We start from the raw sequence: 20,173 nt of genomic DNA, 5'->3' as shown, positions 1-20,173 counted from the left end.
CGACAAATTATTCTATTTGAGAAAATAAATAAAAGGCATTCCATGAGGAATGCCTTTTGTACCATTCTGGTTATATAGATTAGCGAATCTTCATTGCAAGGTCAATAATTTGAGCTCGCATATTCGGATCACTGTTCAATCTCAGATACATATCATCGATTGGTTGTCTGTTCTCACGGTACGTTTTCTCATGCTTCATCGTTGTATGAGACCATTCAATCAATTCATTCTCAGCCAGAACCAAACTGTTATACGCATCATGGAAGCCAGTTGCCTGAACGAGCCCTTCCATCACTTCTTGGGAAACTTCCTGTACTTTGCGTGTATCTTCTATTTTCTTCTCCAGAATGACTGCCTGCTTCTCGAACTGTGTCTTTGCTTTCATGTAGCCCAGCTGGGCCTTCGAATAAATCGGTTTCATTAGCTAACTTCACCCTCTAGATCATTGTGTATTTACCGTTATTGTATCTTAAACTCTAGCAAATTACAAAAATAGTTATTGGTAAAAAACTTATTTCTTCTATTATAAAAGTGTTCTTTATCAGTTACATAACACTCATAAAAAGGACCTGCCCCTTTAGCGCAAGGGACAGGTCCTTCCTAAAATGCATCCATGCTATCACATAAATTAACTCAAGTTTTTAGGGAATACTTTGGTACTCTTCTTGAGCAATTCAACCGCGATCTTACCTGCTTCTGCACGAGTCAGGTTTCCTTTCGGGTTAAATGCGTACTGTGGTTTGCTTTGGCCGGCAACTGTTACAGGAGATCCTTCCATGATCTTCGCTTTGGTAACAGCTTGCACAGCAGGACCGGCGTAGTTCTCCATACTGCCTGAGTCGATGAAAGACTTGGCCAATGCACTTTGGAGCTTGTTGTCATTTGCAGCTAACTTGAGCTCAAGTGCTCTCGCTATCATGACCGCTGCCTGTTCACGTGTGAGAGGACGATCCGGCCCAAACACACCATCGGTCAATCCTGTAATGATACCTGCTCTGGCGGCTGTCTCAATACTGTCATAATCCCAAGTATACGAACTTGTTCCAGGCGCTACATCTGTAAATGTCCTTCTGCTATCAGAAGTAATCGGAAGATTCAATCCTTTTACCAAAAGTGTGGCAAATTCTCCTCTGGAGGTCCGATCATCTGTTCCAAATTGTTCAAAACGCAATGGTGCCATAAATCCTTTGGCGTATAATGCATTAAGAATATTTCTGGCCCAACCATGGTTCGTGATATCGTTGTAACTTCTTCTAAGCTTCATGACTTTATAGTACCCGAAATTATCGAACGGAACGGTTACTGTATGCTTCTTGGAATCCACTTCTCCACCAATGCGTTTCCATTCTCTACTTGAAGAGTAGTAGAATACCGAGATTGTGGAGCCCGCGTCATCTACCACATTAGAATCGTAAGTCAATGTCAATGTACCACGTTGAGATGGTTTGATTTTGCGCTCAGCAGGAGTTAATGGATTACCATACAATGAATCTATAGTGTATGGACCTAAGCCATTTGTTGGCTCTTTGTAGTTGTCAGTGCCTCTTGTGCCCGACTCCCCTAAACCTCCACTAATCCAGTAAATGTCTGAAATCGGACTAAAGTTCACAGAATCTCCCGTGATCGCCGAGAACCTTCTGTAATAATCATCCGGTACGCTTAATGGATTAGGATCTCCTTCTTCTGTTTTGAAACCAACAATACTTCCGTAATCGTTACGGCGTTCCACAATACCGGTATTCGGATCTGCAATACCAAACAACAGTTTGTTATTCGGATAGAACTTTGCGATTCCACTGGTGTCTAGACTTTCCATTACCGTCCCTTTCGGGAAGCTTAGCTCAAGCTGTTTATTGAACGCAGAGTACTTAGTGGCTACTTTAGGAGCCATATACTGTGAATCCACTCCGGTAGCACTAGTATAGTACACTTCAATTGTATTCGTTGTTTTTACACCATTACGATCAATTGTTAGTTTAATTTTGTTCACTTTATCGGATTTGAGTCCAACATAATCAAGAGCAAAACGGTCCGTTTCTGTTCCTTGAAGCTTTTTAGCTGTCTCTTTATCAATAATAACGGACGTTGCTCCCTCTGCCTCAATATCAAAATGAACAAAGTTTTTGTTGACAACAATTTGACTACCTGAAGTAGGTTGCGGAGCTATAATACGATAACCTGCAGCTTCTCTGACCACTTCTACCTTCTGACTTGTCTTTGCTCCAGTTTTGTTATAAAGGTCCAGTGTATAGATGTATGTCCCTGGTGTCTCAGCTTTCAGGTCTCTTAACCGTACAACAAAGTCCTTTTGATTTCCGGCACGATCCACAATAACATTACCATTGTTCAGGGCATACTCAGGAGAAATTGTTGGATCTTCCCAAGTTGTATTACCTGCCGATCCTTCTGGTATATTCACGTCAAAAATAGTTTGAGTACCCATACTCAGGCTCATTCGAATAGCCCCTGCACCACGGATTGCCAAGTCAAAATTTTTAAGGCTGGTCGTGTATTTCTTGTCTGCAAATGTGAAATCCGTGGACAGGTTAAACAGGTTTTTCACCCATTGATCATCCGGGTTATACGGATCAAGAAATGTGGAGCGATTTTTACTTGGTGCCGGCTGGAAATTGTTGATTGTCGATACATTATTATCATTAATGTAAATGCGCAATTCTTTGGTTACTTCATTCAGCTGGCCTTTATCTCCAATTCCTGTACCCGTTAATACAATGCGGTTTTCCCCAAAGAATAAAGGTCCATTATCCCCGTCAATATCAATTTCAACGTCTTTAAAGCTTCCATCCGCGCCCAAAGTCAACTGTTTTTGAGTCGTGTTCGCTGCAGGATGTGTAGAGTACACTTTTACACCGTTTGCGAAAATCTCTGCTACAAAGTATTTGCTATCTAATGTTGCAAAGTCAACGTACTTACCTTCAACCAACAATTTATCTGTTTTTTTGGAGTTCATGTCATATGTCTGACCATCCGTCAGGTTGCTCACAAAAATATAGTTTTTGGAGGCAAATGAGATCGTCGCATTACGACTTGATGTTGATCCAGCAAACTTGAACTGAACGGTTTGATTTCCGTTTTTGAAGCCTTTGATTTGATAGATGTATTTAGTTGGTGATACTTGTATCGGTGGTGAGAGCTCAATTGCACTTGTACCTCTTGGAAGGTACTCAGCTGTCAACTCACTTCCATTAGGATTTCTGCTGGTTTCTACGAGGATATAAAAATCCGCAGAAGTGACACTTGAACCCGAAAGAGGTACCCCTTCTGGTGCTACACCAGTACCACTGTAGTCTTTAAGATACCTTAAATCCGTAATAACCGTTTCATTCTCTAGATATTGGAAATTCATATTTACACTTGCTGTGTTTTTTCCATACTTCACACTCAACGAATGATTTTGCAAGCGATCGATCGTAGTATCAGGGGCAGTTCCTGATTCTGTAAACTTCAATGATGGTATTTCAAACGAAATCAGAGCATATGAAGGCGTGTTGATTCCCACACTAGGAATGGGTTCAATTTTTGGAACAATGCCACTCAATGCGCCATCCACCGAGATTTCAGGAACAGCAGTTGTTTTATCATCCGGCAAAAGTAATTGAACAGTCACACTGGCTTGTGAAGGGTCACCTCCATAAGTAGGCCTTTCCGAGAGCATACTCTGCGACAGTCCACCTGATCCCTCATTCAAATCCAGTTGAGAGAACGGATTTTCCTCATCATAGTAGAGCAGAGAATAAGTGTATTTATTTTTGTCTACTCCGCTTTCAATAGTGATGACCACATCATTCTTGCCTGCCTTCAATCGAAGCATTGGCGAGAAAAATGCACCGTCTTGTTGAGACAATGATGTTGGTAATGCCTCACCATTATTCAAACTTACTGTTACTTTAGAGGAGTTGTGGGCTACACCTTGAATAGTCACATCACCCGTATCTACAACAACCTGTGATCCTTCATTTAGATCAAGGTTATCAGCTCCACCCAAAACTTGCAGCTTTTCAATGTATGGTACAGAGTCATACAAAATATAGAAGCTTTCAGAACGTTCGCTTGGTCCCTGGGAACCGGTAAACGTTACTTTGTTCATTCCGGGAAACAATGTAAGTGTTGCTTTAAAACGATTGTCTGGTCGATCTGGATCAACCGTTACAACCGCTGGTGCTACCCGCGTGCTGTCTGGAACCCAAGTGCCATCCTTCAGATTCATCAGTTGAACGTTGGCACCCAATGTAGAGCCTGTTACGTTAGTGAACGTACCCGTTACGGCCTGTTCGCTGTTAGTTACAACAAATGCTGTTGAGCGCGATAGCACATCCGTGCCAGTTCCACTCATTTTGAGACCTACTGTATCTTTCAATTGGACGTTCCCAGCATTATCCGGAGTAAAATAACTCGTCTGTCCTGCCGCCGATGCGACTGGTGCAAGGCCTGCTGGTATTAGAGATACAACCAGTGCCACCATCATCAGCCAAATCATCGGCTTCTTCGTACGCTGCATGCAATCATCTCTCCTCTTTTTAAGTCAGTTACCGTTATATATCGGCCGAAAGGTTCCAATTATTTAGTAAAAACAGCAAAATAAACAAAAAACCTTGTCCACGAGGGACAAGGTTTGGGTTGATAGAATATTCAATAAGATCAGTAAACGAGCGTTTCTATTTAGGATTTCGAACGGGTTTCCGGGTTCAACTTGACGCGCATGCGCAACAGGAAGTTAATGACCGGCCTTCTGGTTTTGCTTACAAGTCCGATGACTTCTGCTCCGACCTGGAGGAAGAACATCATGATACAGATCACGACGAACGTTACCCAGTTGGCTTCGAACATCGCAGCGGAAGATTGGATAATCGCCAGTACACCGAAGAATGCGGCAATACCGTAGATGATCAGAACCGTCTGACGGTGACTGAATCCAAGTTCACGCAGGCAGTGATGCAAGTGACCTTTATCCGGTGAGAAAATCGGTTTCCGTTGTACCGCACGACGAATGATCGCGAAGAAGGTATCCGAGAGCGGCACACCGATAATGATCAACGGTGTAATGAAGGACACGACAGCAATTTGTTTGAATCCAAGCATGGACAGCATCGCCAGAGAGAAACCAAGGAATAGCGATCCCGTATCCCCCATGAAGATCTTGGCCGGGTGGAAGTTGAAGAACAAGAATCCAACAATACTACCGAGCAGTACAAGACACATCAAGGCAATCATCATGTTACCCATCAAGAAGGACATCACGGCAATGGTACCAATGGCAATACCGGATACACCGGCAGCCAGACCATCCAGACCATCAATCAGGTTAATCGCATTCGTTACACCAACAATCCAGAGAATTGTCAGCGGAATGGATACCCAAGCTTCCAATGAGGAGTATGCATCCTGAAAAGGAATATTGACAAAGTCTACACGGATATTGAATCCGAATACGACTACAGCAGCAGCAACAATCTGTCCGAGCAGTTTCACTTTGGCTGACAGTTCAAAACGATCATCCAACGCACCAATCAGTACGATGATCGATCCACCAATCAGAAAAGCACTGACAAAGCTCATATCTCTTGTCGTAAACCATGCCGACACAAAAGGAAGCAGTGCAGCAACCGTTATGATAAAGGCCAGGAAAATTCCTAAACCACCAAGACGCGGCATAATCCGAGTGTGCACTTTACGTGCATTCGGCGTATCCATTGCTCCGATTCTGACTGCGAACTTTTTGACAAGCGGTGTCAGGGCAAGAGCCAGTCCCATTGACACGATAAATCCAATGATAAAGATCGCTACCATTTGAACATTCGACCCCCAATTATAATACCTGTAAGAAATTATAAATCCCCTGATCTCTTTTTATATATAAATTATTTGTTAGTTATTTTTGAATACTTGTTACACGATAACGAAGAGAGCAAGGAAAACCTGAAGAAGCGAAGCGGTCGCCTTTATCACCGGATTTCACCCATATAAAAGGGTAATAAAAGAAATCTGGGGATAACAGCGATTGGAAGGTTGCCTTGCTATCGTAGTTGCTCAGTGTAACGTTTTAATTCAAGCAGTACGACACATGTAATCCGGAATGAATTATACGCTGATCACAGGCGAAATGCCAACCTCAATTTTTAGCAAAAACGTGCATTTTACTCGTAATAGCCTAATTTTAACGGACTTTAGTCACGTTTTCTTTGTCCCGCATCACTTTGACAGCAAATTTCGGAAGCGCAAGCATTCGGCCAGCCCGACTAGGTTCGCGAAGCAGACGATAAAACCATTCCAGTCTTAACTTTTGGAACAGTTTAGGTGCACGTTTGGTTTTGCCCGAAATCACATCAAAGCTGCCTCCAACCCCCATCGTAACGGGAACCTGAAGTGCATCTTTGTACTTGTGAATCCACGGTTCCTGTGTGTCTGCCCCACGTGCAACAAACAGCAGATCAGGTGCAGCTTCACGGATGGAAGCAACAACCTGCTCGTCCTCAGCCGGACCAAAATAACCGTCGCGATAACCTACAATTCGAATCGCCGGATATTGCTCTTGTAACCGAACTGCCGTTTCTTGAATCACCTCAGGTGTGGAACCGAGCAGATACACGCCCCACCGATAGTTTTCTCCAACACGCAGCAATTCATGTAAAAGCTCAAATCCAGGCACCCGCTCTGCCACAGGCTCCCCACAATAATTGGCAGCCCATACAACGCCTGTTCCATCAGGAACAATCAACTCCGCAGATTGCATAACCTTCATCATCGCCGGATTCTCCAGCGCGGCCATAACCATGATAGGATTCGCTGTGATGACTTGGTGCGGCTGCTTCATGAGCACAGCTTCGCGTAGTACCTCCACCGTTTCTTTCATCGTTAGTTTGGAAAAAGGAATACCATAGATCGAAACGGTAGGTATTGGTCCGGTCTGATTCATCTTATTTCACCCTTTGCGGCCTAAATATTTAATAATTTGCTGAGCAGGCACTTTGGCTTCCTGCTTCAATTCGGTAATGCCTTCTTCATGTTCCTTCAGCCACTGTGAACGCTGATCCAACAGGTTAGCCACCGTCTTTGCCAGTTTATCCCCATCCAGCGTATCCGTACTGCCCACGGTTTCGCTATCCAGACGCAGCATGAACTGATCAATCTTCGGATCATACGAGATACCAACGGGTGGAACATACTGTGATGCTGCATAGATCAGACTGTGCAGACGCATGCCGATAACGACATCACAATTGCTAACTTCCTGCAGCATCAGCTGCGGATCGGTGAGATCCTTGGTAATGCTGACTTCGCTACCCTTGTTACCGAGGTCACCGAGCATTTCCATGACAAAACGTGAAGCCTGCTCATCAATCGGTAAGTGAAATGGCATAAAGCGCAAGTGAACGGCTTTTTTGGAGCAAAGCTTCTTGAGTCCAGCAGCAATCGCTGTAAGCTCTTTACGATCCGACTCCCAGAAACGTACCGAAACGCCAATCACTGGGAGTTTGGTATGAACGCTTGCTCCTTGGGCATTTAGCGTGACTGAACTTACTTCTTCCGCTTGGGCTTCAGGCAGCGGCAGACCCATCACCGGGTCAGGGACCACATGAATCTGATTCCACTGCAATCCGAGCCCACGCAAATATTCAGCGGATTGTTCATCACGGACAGATACATACTTGCAGGCCTTAAAGACCGAACGAATCATCGGATTGAACATTTTACGATTTACAGGTCCAATGCCCTGCGCATAGATAAATGTTGGCTTTTTCAACCATTGGGCCAGTTTAATGACCCCCAGGTAGTAGGGGATGGATTTTAGTCCGGTTGCATCCTGCAACAAACTTCCTCCCCCACTAATTAAACCATCACTTTCCTTGATCGCTTCGCGAACCTCCTTCAACTTCATCCGATGTACTGAACGTACACCGTACATTGAAGTGGTCCACTCCGGGTCACCGGAGAGCACAATCGGCTCAATCGTGACATTCGATCTGTGACTCTCCTCTTCCAGCGCCGTCAAAATTGACTTTAGTACCGCTTCGTCTCCGCTGTTGTGGAATCCGTAATAACCCGAGATGACTAACTTTTGAGAAGTGGTGACCATTTTTTCCAACATCCTTCCGCTACTTGCCACACACCCACAGCAACGATACCGAAGATTAAGCCAAGTCCCAATCCCATCACTCCACGAATGAGTGACAATACAGCTGGCGTATGGATATGCGCGAACGTATCCACCATGGACAATTGTCCAATTGCTGCAATAATGAGCACAAAGATGACTTTACGATATTTTAAAGCGGCGAACACGCCAACGATAAACAGCGGGTGTCCCAGCATAAATTCTTTGAATCTTGGCCGCACGCCGAACGTATCTTCTAGCGTTGTACGCAGGAACATCTCGAATGGAGTAACCGAACCCGAGTTGCCTGTACGGCTCAAATAATAGTATCCAACCACAGCAGCAACCAGTGCCAATACAACCATCAATACGTTAATCGGTGTACGAAGAATATCCTTAATTTGTTTAATGGAGAACGTACCCGAACCACGGTAAAACACAATATATATCGCTACCAGCGCCATCGGTGCAAAGTGCAACAGACTCACGCCTCGGAACTGGTTGATGACCAGACTGTACGTAATGCTGTTCAGCAATGCGATGACAAAAGGCACCGCCAGGAAAGAAAGAATTGATGTTCTTACATATAAGAAGATCGTTTGTGCCAATCGACGACCCGCAGGGGCGTCTGGCTGACGCTGTTGCTGATAGTTCACTGTTCGAACCGCCAGCACCATCGCAATGGTTGGCGCGCTAATAGCGACCAGCAAGGCGATTCCTTGCTCCAGCAGCGTCGGTTTGAGCAAGAATAATCCGGCACTACCCACCAGAGCCAGTGCAAATACCAGCAATGTCAGCAGTGGTACAAAATATGAAACCATAAGCGTAATCATTGCGATTGCACCAATCAGAGCAACCAGCTTGGCATAACGCTGAATGGAAGAATCTTTCACCGTGAACGCTTCAGCTTGTCCCAGTTCGAAGCCGTGTTTGCCCATACGTTCAATTGCATGACCTGGCTCACCCAAACTGTTGATCAGATTATCAATCGGATCGGTGATCATGGCTTTGGCCGTATTCCGACTTGGCGAAGCATTCATATAAATCATCCGAATGTTACGGTCTTTGGTAGCCAAAACAAAACGGTCAGCAATGGTGTCTACATCCAGATTGGCATCCCCGTCACTTAAGGAGTACAGACGAGTTACATTGTAGTCAATTTTATAGGAGAGAGTCTCAAAACCAGATTGTGGTTTCTTCAAATTCTCAATAGCCGCCAGTCCAATATGATGTTTGTTCAGCAACTGGGCGAACATATCGAGACTCTTCATCTCTGCATTATCATTGTACCCTTTCACAGCATCGCCATCAAACAAGATGCGCTTAACCCCATTCTCTTCAAAGAACGTAAGCAAGCGTTCCATGGATTCCTGATTGTAAGGAACACTGTCAGCGATCCGTGGCAAAATGTAAAATCCTTTATCACGCAGCATCTTCACGGCAACCGGATCTGGTTGCAAAGGCTGCATGTTCGCATTCTCCGGTGGAGTCTGCAATATTAAGCCGCTACGACCTTCATATTCCCATGGAAGCACAGGAATCTCCCGATCGGCGAACGTTTGTTCAATGATAGGGGTATACGTTTGTGCATTTTCTTCATTTGTGAACAGCACATACGTGTAATTATCGTTAGCAGGAATGACATTTTTGGTCATGTTCGCAAGATCCTGCCCGCTATATACCATTAGTCGACGTGACTTCTTCAACTCATCCAGTGTACTTTCGAACACCGCCATCGTTGTCACTCCGGCATCTTTCAAACGAGTCAGTTGTTCATTCATGAAGTCTTGCGGATGGGCCTGATAAGCCGAGATATCCAATAGACCCCGATAATTGAAGACAAGCTCCACCTTTTTGGCGGAAGATTCCGTCTGCACCCGATCACTGATGACAGGGATGGAAGCAATCAAACCGATAATGACAACAATCCACAGCCACTTCCGTGAAGCGGTATTCCAATAAAGCCATTTTTGACGCACTACATGTACCTCCTCAAGTGTTGGAACCAAATGCACGTTCAGCTCATGATTTTCATTGCATAATAGTGAATAAATACCGGATACAAACAGCTTGTGTCAACAAACGTGCATCTATCCGCAATTCATCCAAAATAGACGCAGGAATTCACCCTTTTACCTAAAAGAAAAGCCCCTCCGCCAACCAACCTTACGGTGCGGAGAGGCTTTCTCATGTTCTTGCTCAGTACTGCATTCGTATTTATTGTGCGTCTACACGCGTCATTACCGTAGTAGCCAAACGTTCGATACGGCTTTCGGCGTCTTCCAAGCTCTCTCCACGCACGGCGAAGTATACTTTGATCTTCGGTTCTGTTCCCGAAGGACGCAGGCAGAACCATGATCCGTCTGCCAAAATAAATTTCAGAACATTCTCTTTCGGCAAGCCATCCAAGCCAAGGGAGTAATCCAGCACATCTTGTACAGCGATGCCGGCTACTTCTTGTGGCGGATTAGAACGCCAGTCGGTCATTTTCGCCTGAATTTGAGCTACGCCATCCTTGCCTTTCAGCGTACGGGACTCCAGCTTCTCCAGGAAATATCCGAATTGGCTGTACAGCTCTTGCAGGACATCATAGAGCGTTTTGCCTTGGTTTTTATAATAAGCAGCTGCTTCAGCAATCAGCATTGCAGCCAGGACTGCATCCTTGTCACGTGCGTAGCTGCCTGCCAGGTAGCCATAGCTTTCCTCATAACCGAACAAGAACGTGTGACTGCCGGTTGCTTCGAACTGGTTCATTTTTTCACCGATATATTTAAAGCCTGTCAGAGTGTTCATCACTTCTGCACCGTAATGCTCGGCAATGACCGCTCCCATCTCGCTTGTTACAATCGTTTTGACAACCGCGCTATTTTTCGGCAGTTTACCTGTCTCTTGCAAGCGGCTCAACACATAATGCACCATGATGGCTCCGGATTGGTTACCCGACAGTACGAAATACTTGCCATCATTGTCTTTCACTACCGCACCCATGCGGTCTGCATCCGGATCTGTACCGATCAGAATGTCCGCACCCACGGATTCACCCAGCTTCATTGCAAGCGTAAATGCTTCGCGCTCTTCCGGGTTAGGGGATTTCACTGTGGAAAATTCAGCATCAGGCTGTTCTTGTTCTGCCACAATGTGAACCTGCTCGAAACCGATCTGTTCCAACACACGACGTACAGGCACATTACCTGTTCCGTGCAGTGGAGTGAAGACGATTTTGAAATCACGGCCGACGCCGGATTGAATCAGATCACGACTAAGACTTAGGCTTGCAACGGTATCAACAAATGCCTGATCCTCCTCTTCCCCAAGCCATACGAGCAATCCTTGAGCTTCGGCTTCTTCCTGCGTCAGCTTTTTCACGTCCGCGAGAGAAGGAACTTCCTGAATGTATTGAATGACTTTCTCTGCTTCGTGTGGTACCAATTGTCCACCCTCGTGGTTGTACACTTTGTAGCCATTGTATTCAGGAGGATTATGACTCGCCGTCACCACAATACCGCCGGTTGCTTGCAGATGACGTACACTGAAGGAAAGCTGAGGCGTAGGACGCAGGGATGTAAACAGCTTAGCCACAATGCCATTTCCAGCCAGAACGAGGGCAGCATCCAGTGTGAACTCCGGTGAGAAATGACGGGAATCATGCGCGATCACTACAGAAGGTTTACCTTCTTTGTCGCCATGCTGCTCCAGCAAATAACGGGCAAACCCTTGCGTTGCACGACCTACCGTATAACGGTTCATCCGGTTGCTTCCCGCTCCGATCACACCACGCAATCCACCTGTACCAAACTCCAGATTTCTGTAGAAACGATCTTCCAGCTCTTTCGGCTGATCCTGCAAATCACGAAGCTCCTGTTTCGTCGCTTCATCAATCGAAGCATCCTCCAACCACTGCTGCAATGTTTGTGCTGCTGTTGCGCTTAACTGTTCCATTCCTGCAAACCCCTTCCTTCTATATAAAATTCAATCAAGTACTGAACTAAACAATATTTAGCTTGGGTCAGACAGTGCGAACATGATCTCGCCTTCAGCTACCACTTTGTCGCCTACTCTTGCTGTAGCTTTGCCTTTACCAATTGAACCTTTGAGACGCGTAATCTCCACTTCCAGCATCAATGTATCTCCAGGCACAACTTGTCCACGGAATCGGAAATTATCCAGTCCCGCCAAAAAGCCGATTTTGCCTTTGTTGCCTTCCAAATTAAGAATGGCTACTGCACCGACCTGTGCCAGTGCTTCTGTAATCAACACCCCCGGCATTACCGGATACTCTGGAAAATGACCAATGAAGAAAGGTTCATTAATGGTTACATTTTTTAATCCAACGGCACGTTTGCCATCCTCTAACTCTACAATCTTGTCCACCAGCAGAAACGGGGGACGGTGTGGAATAATTTCTTGAATCTGTTTGATATCGAGCACAGTATAATCTCCTCTCAGGGTCATTTATATGAGATTCTCCATCATGATTGAAGTTAAGCGCAATAGAGGTCGTTACGGTTACGGATCATTCTTTCGATCGCTGTTGTCCCCGAATTTTCTGATACATTTTAGAGTTGTCTAAAATTCGGTGACAAAGGCGAGCGCTTCGCTTCTTCTGAACGATTCCGTTCCCTCCACTTACTTTAGTGCGGAAGCCGTCAACCCCAACATGATCAAGTCGATGCTCATATAAAATGTGTTTTTCATTTTAATTTGTATGAAAAGCATATTTTCAGTTAACACTAGTTATATCCTTCATGACTGCAGTAGTGAAGGTTGAGATAAGGGGTCTCTCTTCGCGATGACGAATGTCTTTCGCAGGGGAGGCCTCTTTTGACGTCAAACGTCATCCATCATTATACTGTTTTCAACGCCAAAAAGAAAACTCCTGCCTGCGCAGGAGTTTTAGCATATGTCGTTCATCTACGGAGCGAACACCAAATCATATACATGTTCCCATGTACTCCACTGCAATACGGAACCGATATCCTGTTTGCCCAGTACCACGTAGCCAGCCACCAATCCGCCAGCGAGGGCAAGAACAAGCAGGACCGGAACCAAAAACCATCTTGCGATGCGCCATCCACTCTTCTTCTTCTTGACTTTCGTCTTATCCGGCTTGCTGTTCTGCTGCTGTGTATCTGTCATCACATTCACCTTTTATGCTCTCATATTGTTGGCAAGACCCGCCATAGAATCACTGGATGTCAGCGCACGTGCCGCCAGTTGGTAAGTCCGCTGTCCTTGCATCAGCAAAGCCATCTCTTGTGTCAAATCCACGTTGGATTGTTCAATGTAGCCTGCACGAATCATAGCTGTCGCTTCACGTGTAGCTGCATTGGCCCCAAATACATCATCCTCGGTTAGACCCGCATCCAGACCAAACAGGTTATCCGCATACTGCACAAGCCCTTCCGGGCGCTCGATATCTACGAGTTGCAGTTGTGCTCCAATCGTTGCATTGGCTTCATTGCCACGACGGATCAACAGATTGCCTTTTTCATCAAATGCAACCTTGCTGTTATTCGGCGCTGTAATTCGATTACCTTGACGATCCAATGCAAAGTGGCCTTCGCCGTTGACCAACACCATCATATCTGGCGCATTGGGATTCGTTTTGGGTCTTGTATCAGGGACAAAATGGAATGCACCCTGACGCGTCCACATTTTCTCACCATTTGCTTCCACGGCAAACATCGCATTGCCTTCAATCGCCAGATCGGTAGGATTGCCTGTCTCATTGAGTGAACCCTGAGTCATATCCTTGGTCACGTCAGCCAAACGTACGCCAAACCCGAGATTGTATCCCATCGGGGTCGAGCGTCCATCCAGCTTGTACTTGTCCGGCTGCTGCTGCACACGTGTCAGTACATCTTCGAAGGCAGCTTGCTTACTCTTATAGCCTGCCGTATTCACGTTGGCAATATTATCGGAAATGACATCCAGTCGCTGCTGTATTCCTGTCATGGAGACCATTGCACTAATCATGGAATTATTCATTCGGTGGTTACCCTCCCTGTTTTCACCCTCCCAAACCCTCCCTGGTAGGGAGGGCCCCAGATGGCGCTGCCCTCTGGACGCCCGAAACAGGCGGAGTGGGTGCGTGGGGTACGATCTTGCTAAGTGACGGTGGTGTGTTTGCGCCGCGACTGCCCAGCTATGATTCTCGCCATGGTTCACATGGCTGAATCATAGCTGGGCACGCTCTTTGTGCGGCGGGTAGCTCCGCGTGGTCTCTCCTTGCTTTGCTTCGCAAAGGGCTGTCGAGACCGTCGCTACGCTCAGCTTAATGCTGCGCAATCCTCGCATAGGCTCGACTGCGTTTAGGCTTTTGCGCTCCGCGTGTTCTCTCCTTGCTTTGCTCCGCAAAGGGCTGTCGAGACCGTCGCTACGCTCAGCTTAATGCTGCGCAATCCTCGCATAGGCTCGACTGCGTTTAGGCTTTTGCGCTCCGCGTGAGCCCCTCTGCTTTGCTTCGCAAAGGGTGTTTGGCTCTCCGCTACGCGGCTATATTATACGTTGGCGTTATACACGCCCAACTTCATTGACGGCTTTATCCAGACTGCGGTCGTAGAATTGTACGACCTTCTGGTTCGCTTCATAAGCACGGAATGCTGCGTTCATATCTACAGTTGCTTGTGATGCATCCACATTCGAACCTTCCAGGTAGCCCTGACGGATCTGCACATTATCACCGGCAGCCATCATCCGGGCCGTTGCTCCATTCTGATCATTCAGGCTGAAATTACCATCGCCTTGACGTACCAGTTGGTTGGGTTGGTCGATGACACTGATTCCCAATGTAACACCTGTGGGTGCACCCGTGTCTGCATTAACAAGACGACCTTGCTCATCCACTTTAAATTGGTCAACCGAGCCTGTCAATACAACAGGTTGTCCATTATTATCCAGGACTTGTGAACCTGTTGAGCTGAGCAGCTGTCCAGTTCCTGTAACGTCGAAGTGACCATCACGTGTGTACCTTGTGTTACCTTCTGCATCCTGTACTGTAAAATACGCCTGAGGTTGGTAAGTTACCGTGCCATCAGCTCGTACAAATTTGCCTGAACCGTCAAACGGGACAGGTTGTCCTGTCTGTGGATCATTCACGGCCAGATTGGACGAAATGGCAAAATCACTCTTTTGCCCACTTTCCATAATGGCTCCCTGCAAATTCATGGACAAACTTTCTTCCGCGAACACACCCGTGTTCAGCTTGCCCAGCCGCTTTGTCGGAAGATTGGCATCTCCGCCTACCAAAGTAATGAGCATCTCCGGGAAAGATCGGCTTACGCTGTTCACTTGTTTATATCCCGTTGTGTTCATATTTACGATATTCTGCGTTGCTGTGTCATGGCGGCGTTGTTGCGTAATCATTCCCGCAGTAGCGGTGTACAGACCTCTTAACATGTATTAACCCCTCTCCTCAAGCGCTTGTCCTGCATTACAAGATGGCTGCTTGTCTGTTCTAATCCCGAGCTTGGGCGAACCTTTGCTTTTTATATCGGCAGATTAGAACTTTTTCTTAACTACTTGATCCAAATTATTCAGCATAATGCCAGTCCCCTTCACGACACAATGCATCGGATCCTCTGCAACCCATACCGGTACATGCAATTCATTGGACAACAGTTCGTCCAGTCCGTTCAGCAAAGCGCCTCCCCCTGTCAACACGACACCACGATCAATAATGTCTGCTGACAATTCCGGTGGCGTCCGCTCCAATACCGACTTGGCTGCAACGATGATGGATTGCACGGAATCCCATAGCGCCTCCTGTACTTCATTTCCCGACACCGTTACGGTGACAGGTAAACCGGATACCATATCCCGACCGCGAATGTCCATCTCCGTTTGACGTCCACCCGGATGCACGGAACCAATCGCAATCTTGAGATCTTCGGCTGTACGTTCACCGATCATGAGCTTGTATTTAGCTTTGATAAACTTGGTAATCGCTTCGTCGAACTTGTCCCCTGCGACTTTAATAGAAGAGGCGGTGACTACGTCGCCCATAGACAGGACTGCAACGTCAGTCGTTCCGCCGCCGATATCCACGACCATATTGCCGCTCGGCTGAAAAATATCCATTCCCGCACCGATCGCTGCCGCTTTCGGCTCTTCTTCCAGAAATACTTCTTTGGCACCGCTGCGCTCTGCAGCTTCACGGATAGCCTTCTGCTCCACGGAAGTAATGTTGGTTGGTGCACAGATCAGAATACGCGGGTGGCTGTACCAGCTTCTTGCCCCCACACGATTAATGAAATGTCTAAGCATTGCTTCCGTAATTTCGAAGTCCGCAATAACACCGTCACGCAGCGGTCTAATGGCAACAATGTTACCTGGAGTACGCCCCACCATACGACGCGCTTCTTCCCCAACAGCAAGGACCCGCTTCGTATCGCTTTCAATGGTCACGACGGAAGGTTCATCGAGGACAACCCCACTTCCTTTCACGTGAATAAGCACGTTCGCCGTGCCAAGATCAATACCGATATCCTTGCTAAACATAAAAGAGCCCCCAAAGTGATATTATTTGGTCAGCGTATCCTGTGAAAAAGAGTCCCTTATCACGTCACCGCTCGTTCGACAAAGTGCAACATATATATGTAAAAATCGGGCTGATAAGATGTCATAATTCGATCCTGTACCAGCTTTTAACATATCATACTTCAGGGGAGGGATTCAATGCATGTGTGAGCTTTTTGGCCTACGTCTTTCCGCAGGTCCCTACGATTTAGCGGAAGCCAGCACCTCGCGTTTTTTACCACTTGTTTTTTTGTATTTAATTTTGGTCGCTTCACCGCCCCGCAAATGACGGATGGACTTGTGATACTCCAGAATGTGTTTCACCTGGTCAGCAAGATCAGGGTTAATTTCCGGCAGACGCTCCGTCAGATCCTTATGCACAGTACTCTTTGACACGCCGAATTCCTTGGCTATGGTACGGACCGTATTCCTCGTCTCAACAATGCAGCGACCAATTTTGATGGTCCGTTCCTTGATGTAATCGTGCACGCTCCCGCCTCCCTACTGTGTGGATAGTTTGGTACATTATATGAGGAGCATGCCTATATATTCGCGGTTTAAAGGTGTGACAAGCTTCGAAGGTCCCATTATTTTCTGAAAAGCACAAAAAGAGCAGAGGAGAATTCCCTCTGCCCATCATGTTGCTGCGGTAAAAATCATTTATTTTTCCGGAAGATATCCTTGCGGGTTAACCGGTTGTCCGTCTTCGTAAACTTCAAAGTGAAGGTGGTTGCCCAGCGTTTTTTCCAGTTCATTAACGCCAGCCGATGCAATTGCATCTCCTTGCTTCACTTCATCATCCTGTTTTACTTTAACGTCAGCCAGGCTTTGGTATACAGTCTTGAGGTTATCACTGTGTGTGATTTCCACAACTTGACCTGTTATTGGGTTTTGTTCTACCCGGGTAACTTTTCCGCCGAGTGCTGCTTTGACTTCGAACGTTTTGTTATCCCCACGTGCCAGATCTACACCCGTGTTCGGAATAAATGTGTCATTGTACTGCACCATCGCTGCTTCATGTTCCTCAGTTGAAGCTTCGTTGTCATAGAAAGGTTTGACTACCGAAATTTCGGACGGAACCGCTACCGGCCATACAAAATTCTCCGACTTTGCAACAACTTCCACACTTTCCTCTTCTCCGTTAACCGCTGTTCCTTCTGTACCCGCCGATGCGCCTGTTTCTACTACCCCGTTAGCAGGGTCCGAGTTCAGCGTTTTGTCGCCTGTGCCCTGATAGACCCACACTAAGGTTAGTATAATGCCTGCTGCTGCGATGTAGGCTGCCGGGAAGACCCAACGTTTGGACATTGCTCTTTTCCATGAAGAGGGCTGGCTAGCCGGTACTCCTTGAGTTGTTTTAGGAGTTTCTTCTTGGACTGTTTTTTTGTTTTGTTCATTCATCTTGATCACCTCAGTAACAAGTGTTACCGGGTGCAACTCTTTTATACACGCGCGACTCTAATTATTTTCACGGAGCTTTCAAAGAGTGCTATATATGCTGAGATGAGTGTTAGTACGTGCACCGCTTCGGGGCCAGAAAACCTTTCGACCGGCTGTTACTCCCAGATTTCTTCTATCACCTTCTTCAAAGGTGAAATCCGGGAGTAAAGGCGGACACTTCGTTTCTACAGGCCTTTTCTGTCCCCTGCGCTCTCCATACGCTCGCACACTCCGCATATATAGCCAAGTCTTGAAAGCCCGGAAGGGGTGGTTGGTAGAGAAACCTGGATTGGCTGTAATAAGCCAATCCTTCTATGAAGTGAGTTGATGAAATCAATTTAACGTGATTATTAGGTAGGATGAGATTAGCTATATTAGGCGATATAAGACGTCTGGGATTCGTTAGATTGCTCCGCTAGAGTAGCGAGAAGAGAAAGCACAGGGACGAAGAGGCCGCTCTAATGGTTATTTCTAACGCAAACAATTCGGGAGCACTATAATACTACCAGATACCTTTCTAACAATACTGTGCGCTTTATTAACAGAAGGACAGTTTTCTGGAAAATAACATATCATCATGTCTTATGACAGTAAAACTTCTAACGAACCTGATCGACGCTATTGCGGCATTTCACGTCCACAAGGTGACTCTGATTCTTTAACTCTCCAACAGAGAAGATGGGGAACCTGCACAAATCACTGTTCAACTGCTGGTTTTATCTTTATCCATTCATTCCAGTGTTTCTACTTCGATGCCAGCATCTTGGATGCCTGTCCGAAGGAGATACCTGTGTAGTAGTGTTTGAGAATCTGGGTCGCTGTGTGACCCTCCTGTGCCATGCCGTTGGCTCCCCACTGGCTCATGCCGACTCCGTGACCGTATCCATACGTTGTAATCTGAACCTCGTCTCCATCGGTCTTCCAGCTGAACTGGCTGGATCGAAGCCCAAGCAGCTTTCGAACCTCCGGCCCGCTAAACGTTTTACCTGCAATCTGCATCTCCTTGATGCGATGGCCCTGCGTTGTAGACAACACTTCCATCCACCCACCGCTCTGCTGCGCGCTCACAGGGATGGCATTTGCCCCCAGATTCAACTTTTGGAGAATCTCATTGCGCTTCATGGTGATGGTTTCCTTAAAGCCCGGAGCCAGGTTTTTATCCCACGGACTCGCTACGCTTTGTAAATAAGGTACAGGGTTGCCCCATACATCCTCAGCATTTTCCGTATACCCATTACTTGTGGAGAAAAAGGATGCAGTAATTGCCTTGCCTTGATATGTCATGACGGAATCTTTGCTTTCGCGTACAGCCTGCTGCAGCTTCTCCCATTCCTTCGCTTTCCCCAGACGTGTCCAGTCGGCTTTTACTTGTTCTGGTGGTATAAATACCTGATGACTCACAGTATCCGTTACATCAGCTTCTCCTGAAGGTACACCGCTTGTATCGTTGGCTGCCAGCCTTCTCACGATAAATGTCCTTGCAGCAATAGCCTGTGCCTTCAGAGCCTCCAATCTGAACTCCGCTGGCATCTCGGCAGCGACAACTCCGGTAACATAATCTTCAAGGGGAAGATTCATCGTTGTACCGGTTGCTGACAGGTAAACCCTTACTTGAGGTTCAGGATAGGTAACAGGTACAGCTGGAGAAGGTGCTGGAGTCGTTACACTGCCTGTACCTGGTGGGACAGGGATGGGTTTAACAGGATCATCCGTCCGAGGCCAGACCAAAATGGCGGGGATCAACAACGCAAGCGCCAGTACTGCCGATACAGCTGCTGCGGGCTGCCAACGAGTATTGTTCTTGCCCCATCTGCGGCCTCGGCCGAACGTACGCATTCGGCGGCGCTTCACACGACGAAACTGATCTAATTCAATGACAGGCATGTGTATACGTGCCGCAGGCTGTTGAGCTGGCTCCTGTTGGGAGCCAGGCCGTCTAGGAGATGTTGTTACGGGCTCATCTGGAACCGTTCTAATGTTCGTTGAAGCAAGCTTGTCTTTTTCCACACCGAAACCAGCAATTTCATCTGGCTCCTTCACTAGTGGACGTGGGACAAGAGGTACCTTAACCTGCACACGGGCTTCTTTCATTTTGATATAACC

The 20,173-nt window shown here is 46.7% G+C and carries 15 protein-coding genes; all 15 read right to left on the bottom strand.

Going from position 1 to position 20,173, the window contains the following annotated elements; all coding sequences use genetic code 11:
* Positions 1 to 79: 79 nt before the first annotated feature.
* The 15 genes from BMY78_RS22135 to spoIID all read right to left on the bottom strand — a co-directional run bounded on the left by BMY78_RS22135 (position 80) and on the right by spoIID (position 20,161).
* The gene (locus tag BMY78_RS22135) at positions 80 to 421 is read right to left on the bottom strand and encodes a hypothetical protein (RefSeq protein ID WP_090903530.1); all 342 of its coding nucleotides are present in this window, start codon (positions 419 to 421) and stop codon (positions 80 to 82) included.
* A 207-nt stretch (positions 422 to 628) separates the two neighbouring features.
* On the bottom strand, positions 629 to 4,519 hold the full coding sequence (locus BMY78_RS22130) for an S-layer homology domain-containing protein (RefSeq protein WP_090903529.1): 3,891 nt from the start codon (positions 4,517 to 4,519) through the stop codon (positions 629 to 631).
* A 161-nt stretch (positions 4,520 to 4,680) separates the two neighbouring features.
* Entirely contained in the window at positions 4,681 to 5,808 is a 1,128-nt protein-coding gene (locus tag BMY78_RS22125) for a glycosyltransferase family 4 protein (RefSeq protein WP_090903528.1), read from the bottom strand.
* Positions 5,809 to 6,175: 367 nt separating this feature from the next.
* On the bottom strand, positions 6,176 to 6,934 hold the full coding sequence (locus BMY78_RS22120; protein ID WP_090903527.1) for a WecB/TagA/CpsF family glycosyltransferase: 759 nt from the start codon (positions 6,932 to 6,934) through the stop codon (positions 6,176 to 6,178).
* A gap of 6 nt (positions 6,935 to 6,940) precedes the next feature.
* Complete coding sequence (gene csaB, locus BMY78_RS22115; RefSeq protein WP_090903526.1) at positions 6,941 to 8,095, bottom strand: polysaccharide pyruvyl transferase CsaB; 1,155 nt, start codon at positions 8,093 to 8,095, stop codon at positions 6,941 to 6,943.
* Positions 8,071 to 10,092: a DUF5693 family protein gene (locus BMY78_RS22110; RefSeq protein ID WP_090903525.1), complete on the bottom strand. Its 2,022-nt coding sequence runs from the start codon at positions 10,090 to 10,092 to the stop codon at positions 8,071 to 8,073. The genes csaB and BMY78_RS22110 overlap by 25 nt, the downstream gene beginning before the upstream one ends.
* Positions 10,093 to 10,330: 238 nt before the next feature.
* On the bottom strand, positions 10,331 to 12,052 hold the full coding sequence (locus BMY78_RS22105) for a phospho-sugar mutase (RefSeq protein WP_090903524.1): 1,722 nt from the start codon (positions 12,050 to 12,052) through the stop codon (positions 10,331 to 10,333).
* A gap of 57 nt (positions 12,053 to 12,109) precedes the next feature.
* Entirely contained in the window at positions 12,110 to 12,541 is a 432-nt protein-coding gene (gene fabZ, locus BMY78_RS22100; RefSeq protein WP_024632705.1) for a 3-hydroxyacyl-ACP dehydratase FabZ, read from the bottom strand.
* A gap of 483 nt (positions 12,542 to 13,024) precedes the next feature.
* Positions 13,025 to 13,249 (bottom strand): DNA-directed RNA polymerase subunit beta, encoded by a 225-nt coding sequence (locus tag BMY78_RS22095; RefSeq protein ID WP_024632706.1) that lies wholly within the window; start codon positions 13,247 to 13,249, stop codon positions 13,025 to 13,027.
* A gap of 12 nt (positions 13,250 to 13,261) precedes the next feature.
* Positions 13,262 to 14,101, bottom strand: a complete 840-nt coding sequence (locus BMY78_RS22090) for a flagellar hook-basal body protein (RefSeq protein WP_090903523.1) — start codon at positions 14,099 to 14,101, stop codon at positions 13,262 to 13,264.
* Positions 14,102 to 14,626: 525 nt separating this feature from the next.
* Positions 14,627 to 15,511, bottom strand: coding sequence for a flagellar hook-basal body protein (locus tag BMY78_RS22085; protein ID WP_090903522.1), 885 nt, complete (start codon positions 15,509 to 15,511; stop codon positions 14,627 to 14,629).
* A 102-nt stretch (positions 15,512 to 15,613) separates the two neighbouring features.
* On the bottom strand, positions 15,614 to 16,612 hold the full coding sequence (locus tag BMY78_RS22080) for a rod shape-determining protein (RefSeq protein WP_090903521.1): 999 nt from the start codon (positions 16,610 to 16,612) through the stop codon (positions 15,614 to 15,616).
* A 219-nt stretch (positions 16,613 to 16,831) separates the two neighbouring features.
* Positions 16,832 to 17,119 (bottom strand): sporulation transcriptional regulator SpoIIID, encoded by a 288-nt coding sequence (spoIIID, locus tag BMY78_RS22075; protein ID WP_024632710.1) that lies wholly within the window; start codon positions 17,117 to 17,119, stop codon positions 16,832 to 16,834.
* Between the two features lie 171 nt (positions 17,120 to 17,290).
* A complete protein-coding gene (locus BMY78_RS22070; protein WP_090903520.1) occupies positions 17,291 to 18,031 on the bottom strand; it encodes a M23 family metallopeptidase in 741 nt (246 codons plus the stop codon).
* Positions 18,032 to 18,814: 783 nt separating this feature from the next.
* Positions 18,815 to 20,161, bottom strand: coding sequence for a stage II sporulation protein D (gene spoIID, locus BMY78_RS22065; protein WP_090903519.1), 1,347 nt, complete (start codon positions 20,159 to 20,161; stop codon positions 18,815 to 18,817).
* Positions 20,162 to 20,173 lie beyond the last annotated feature (12 nt).

It is taken from the genome of Paenibacillus sp. OK076, assembly GCF_900110055.1.
In the GTDB taxonomy this organism is placed as follows: Bacteria; Bacillota; Bacilli; order Paenibacillales; family Paenibacillaceae; genus Paenibacillus.
The sequence above is the reverse complement of the archived record's forward strand: the minus strand, read 5'-3'. Positions and strand labels throughout refer to the sequence as shown.